This is a genomic window from uncultured Ruminococcus sp. (assembly GCF_934476685.1).
Lineage (GTDB): Bacteria > Bacillota > Clostridia > Oscillospirales > Ruminococcaceae > Hominimerdicola.
This window is the reverse complement of sequence record NZ_CAKSNX010000040.1, coordinates 1-3,090: the sequence shown is the minus strand read 5'-3', so window position 1 is coordinate 3,090 and position 3,090 is coordinate 1. Positions and strand designations below refer to the sequence as shown.

The window sequence follows — 3,090 nt, the reverse complement described above, 5'->3', positions numbered from 1 at the left end:
CACATAGCACCTTGTTTTCTCTTGTTCCCTTACTTTTCTCTTACAGGTGCCATGAAAAAGCAGCTTCATTCCACAGTCCGGACAATACACCGCACTTTCTGAACGCACACGAGCGATTCCATTTTTCACTTCGATTATACAGTCTCGAACATATACCATCATTCAACATTTCCGGTGCTTCGCAATTATATTAGTTGCTCATGTACCTTTTCTCTTATGTAATCTTCATAGAGCTTGTTCAAAAGGAATTCCTCTCCCTCATCTTTATCCCACAGTGCATTTGGCTGCGACAATTTTCCGGCCGTTTGAAGTGCTTCTTGCGACAAAATTCCGGCTCCCACCATCATTGGCGGCATCCATCACTTATAGGTCAGCAGTGTGCCGTCTGCTCCACGCCGGAACTGGCCGTTATAGCAGAATGCAAAAAATTCACATTCCTTTCTATTCACCCAAGATAAATCTTCCCAACTTAAGAGGGATCATATCGGATATCAGCTTGGCTTCTTCCTGATGGGCACTTTTTCGCAGCGTTCCATAATCATCAATCTGAAACAAGTTTTTTCAAAACACTTGCTAATAATCGGTATCTGTGCCCCAATTTTAAACGAGGTGTTTCAGGCTTGAAATTTTACTCATTCCAAGAAATTCACTCGGTGGTTTCATCCTCCTTGATTTCTACAGGTGGCAGCTCTATACCAAAATTACTGTGTCTCTCTAATGAGTGCAGTCCCGTTTTAATGAACGCCCATGAGCTACGGTAATCATCACATACTGAGAAAGATGACCCTTTCATAAAAAGAGTAAAGCCATCTGGATCATCCCCGTACTTCAAATCAAATTCCTCGGCACACTGAACCTTTTCCCATGCGGAAATATTCGTTTTCCCATGAAGGACATGATCAAGATTCAAGGAAAAGTAGTACATACTATATGGAATGCCTGCGATTCTAGGGCAAGCAGAAAGTCGGTCGACATTCTTCCGCTTTCTCTTATTCCGATCCAAAATGCCCACACGGTTTGGTGTTTGAATTTGAGTTTCTGTGTAATGCGGTGGAGCACCATCTGCCATCATATTATCCTCTACAAGCGCATTATCCGGAACAAAAACTCCATCCATATCGGTAAGGTGAACGATGCGGCAAATGTCGCTCTTCTTATAGATTTCACCCATAAAGGCTTTGACTTGATCCCATACCGCAGCCACAATTTTATCCGACGACGTAAAATCACGAGTCAGCACATCACCGTGAACAACTTGAAATTTCACCGTTGAGGATGAAAAAATACGGTTCAGAACTGTGGAGAGGCTGGTTTCATCTGTTGGACCCTCTACAATAAAGAGCATGACCTTCTTTTTAGCCATGGGATACCTCTGAGGACGTTTCCTCTTTCATAGAGATATTCTCCATACGCTTACCAACAACTCTCATCGCGTGGGCAATTTCAGACACATTGGTTTCCTCATACAGTGCTGCGTCATTATCGCTCCCAAGGATCACTTCACGCAGGTACATAGAACGAAGATTATTCGTGGCTCTCACACTTCTGATACGTGTATAACGGTCATCATTTTTTGTCGTTGTAAAAACAATAGAATCGCTATCCAATGTTTCCAGAGGATAAAGATTGTGGGAAGTAAAAATCAACTGCCCCTTGCCCGAATTCTGGATAATGCGCAGCAATTCTCCAAGCAGATACTCATAGATACCAGAGTCCAATTCATCAATCGCAAGTGTGATGGATGGATTATTATATGCCGCAATCAGCAAATGCAAGATGGACGTGATTTTCTTAATGCCTTCAGATTCATACTTCAAAGGCAGTCGATGCGTTTCTCCATTCGCACAGAGAAGTTCGCGCGCCAGCTGAATTTTTGTACCCTGATTTCCATCTTCCATCAGCTCAGTGCCAAGTTCTACAAGTGTCAATTTCACACCCGGAATGATTTTGCAGAGAACCATACTGATAGTCGATATAACCTGTTGGACAATCTCCAAGAGATTACTCGGAATCGTCGCTGGTCGGTCAATTGGCAGCGTAAACATACCACCCGCCGTTTCTGTTCTGAAATTGACAGGAATTGCTGCATCTAACGAAATAAGTCCATTATTGCGGTTTAGAATAACAAAGAAAGATGTCTTTGCAAAATATGCGATCTCAAATAATGGTTCAACGTCGTTATCGTTTTTCTGTGCGGCATCGTGGAGCATCTTTAAAAATTCAGGAGAGAACAAAAAGGAACGATGCTCCTTTTGGCACAACAGTTTAGTGACCCGAAGTTCATTCACCTTTGCACTCTGTTTTGTACCAAATAGAGAATCCAATTTAACCTGCGGCAGAAACACGGCGTTCTCCGCCTCATGGGTACACTCAAAAATAGTCTTCATTCGAGAGGTCTTTTCCGGAGCACTGCTGGGCGTAACACACTTGACCGATTCATCAATCGTGTCTCTGCTCAGAATAGCAGAATAGATAAACCGTCGTCTGTATGACACGCTGCCTTTATCCAGTTTGAGAATACTAAACTCAAATTGCAGCTCTGCCTGCTCCTGTCCATAAGAAATGCAGTCAGACAATTCAGTTCCTACTTTCTGACCGCACAGCAGCGTCTTCAAAATCTCCAGCGCATCAATAAACGTAGTCTTACCCGATCCATTCTGACCATAAATTCCAAGAACATCTGCTTTGGGCGCAAAAATATCTTCACCATAATTGCAGGGGAAACGAATTTCTCCGGATTCCACATTTCTGAAATTTCTGATAGCAGCCCGTTGAATCCGAACAATCGGCATTTCGCTCACAGATACCACCTCCGATTTTAGTATACCAACTTCTTCGGAAAATAGCAACACGAATTTTGAAAATCGAATATTAAATTCAATAATCTTGTTTATGTTTCAATTTCCATTCCCCGCATTAGCCACAATCAGCTTTGTTGCGCCGTCTTTGGTTACACTCCACCCACTCTTCCAGCGTCAGCGGCGTGTAATCCGAATACATGCAGAAGCAGTTGATCATCTGGCACGGCACCGGCTGCGCTGTTTCCTGATGGGCACTTTTCCGCATCATGGCTCTGGTCTCTGTGCTGAA

At 43.2% G+C, this 3,090-nt stretch carries 2 protein-coding genes; both read right to left on the bottom strand.

Translation table 11 applies throughout. The annotated features are described in order from the left end of the window. Nucleotides 1-646: 646 nt before the first annotated feature. Nucleotides 647-1,363: a hypothetical protein gene (locus tag Q0E19_RS11755; RefSeq protein ID WP_294409720.1), complete on the bottom strand. Its 717-nt coding sequence runs from the start codon at nt 1,361-1,363 to the stop codon at nt 647-649. Then, nucleotides 1,356-2,792: an AAA family ATPase gene (locus tag Q0E19_RS11750; protein WP_294409722.1), complete on the bottom strand. Its 1,437-nt coding sequence runs from the start codon at nt 2,790-2,792 to the stop codon at nt 1,356-1,358. Before Q0E19_RS11750 ends, Q0E19_RS11755 begins: the two co-directional genes overlap by 8 nt. Nucleotides 2,793-3,090 lie beyond the last annotated feature (298 nt).

Excerpts from the sequence above, each read along its gene's own strand:
- Q0E19_RS11755 (WP_294409720.1), bottom strand. The coding sequence starts at position 1,363 with ATGGCTAAAAAGAAGGTCATGCTCTTTATTGTAGAGGGTCCAACAGAT.
- Q0E19_RS11750 (WP_294409722.1), bottom strand. The coding sequence starts at position 2,792 with ATGCCGATTGTTCGGATTCAACGGGCTGCTATCAGAAATTTCAGAAAT.